This is a genomic window from Streptomyces sp. NPDC088194 (assembly GCF_040702025.1).
GTDB lineage: Bacteria > Actinomycetota > Actinomycetes > Streptomycetales > Streptomycetaceae > Actinacidiphila.
This window is the reverse complement of the sequence record NZ_JBFBIV010000197.1, coordinates 3,562-4,812: the sequence shown is the minus strand read 5'-3', so window position 1 is coordinate 4,812 and position 1,251 is coordinate 3,562. Positions and strand designations below refer to the sequence as shown.

At 56.8% G+C, this 1,251-nt stretch carries 1 rRNA gene (only partly in view); it reads right to left on the bottom strand.

From position 1 onward, the window contains the following. Positions 1-57 precede the first annotated feature (57 nt). Positions 58-1,251: ribosomal RNA gene (locus AB0399_RS40295) — 23S ribosomal RNA — on the bottom strand; it runs 1,802 nt beyond the window's last position.

The following is a 1,251-nucleotide window of genomic DNA, read 5'->3' as shown; positions in this document are numbered from 1 at the left end:
GGCTAGGGGTGTGTGGTTGCTGGTTGTTTCAGAACTACACAGTGGACGCGAGCACACATGGACAAGCCCTCGGCCTATTAGTACCGGTCAGCTCCACCCCTCACGAGGCTTCCACATCCGGCCTATCAACCCAGTCGTCTACTGGGAGCCTTACCCCATCAAGTGGGTGGGAGCCCTCATCTCGAAGCAGGCTTCCCGCTTAGATGCTTTCAGCGGTTATCCCTCCCGAACGTAGCCAACCAGCCATGCCCTTGGCAGGACAACTGGCACACCAGAGGTTCGTCCGTCCCGGTCCTCTCGTACTAGGGACAGCCCTTCTCAAGACTCCAACGCGCGCAGCGGATAGGGACCGAACTGTCTCACGACGTTCTAAACCCAGCTCGCGTACCGCTTTAATGGGCGAACAGCCCAACCCTTGGGACCGACTCCAGCCCCAGGATGCGACGAGCCGACATCGAGGTGCCAAACCATCCCGTCGATATGGACTCTTGGGGAAGATCAGCCTGTTATCCCCGGGGTACCTTTTATCCGTTGAGCGACGGCGCTTCCACAAGCCACCGCCGGATCACTAGTCCCTACTTTCGTACCTGCTCGACCCGTCAGTCTCACAGTCAAGCTCCCTTGTGCACTTACACTCAACACCTGATTGCCAACCAGGCTGAGGGAACCTTTGGGCGCCTCCGTTACCCTTTAGGAGGCAACCGCCCCAGTTAAACTACCCACCAGACACTGTCCCTGATCCGGATCACGGACCGAGGTTAGACATCCAGCACGACCAGAGTGGTATTTCAACGACGACTCCACCACGGCTGGCGCCGCGATATCAAAGTCTCCCACCTATCCTACACAAGCCGAACCGAACACCAATATCAAGCTATAGTAAAGGTCCCGGGGTCTTTCCGTCCTGCTGCGCGAAACGAGCATCTTTACTCGTAGTGCAATTTCACCGGGCCTATGGTTGAGACAGTCGAGAAGTCGTTACGCCATTCGTGCAGGTCGGAACTTACCCGACAAGGAATTTCGCTACCTTAGGATGGTTATAGTTACCACCGCCGTTTACTGGCGCTTAAGTTCTCAGCTTCGCCACACCGAAGTGTGACTAACCGGTCCCCTTAACGTTCCAGCACCGGGCAGGCGTCAGTCCGTATACATCGCCTTACGGCTTCGCACGGACCTGTGTTTTTAGTAAACAGTCGCTTCTCGCTGGTCTCTGCGGCCACCCCCAGCTCACACCGTAAAGATGATCACCGG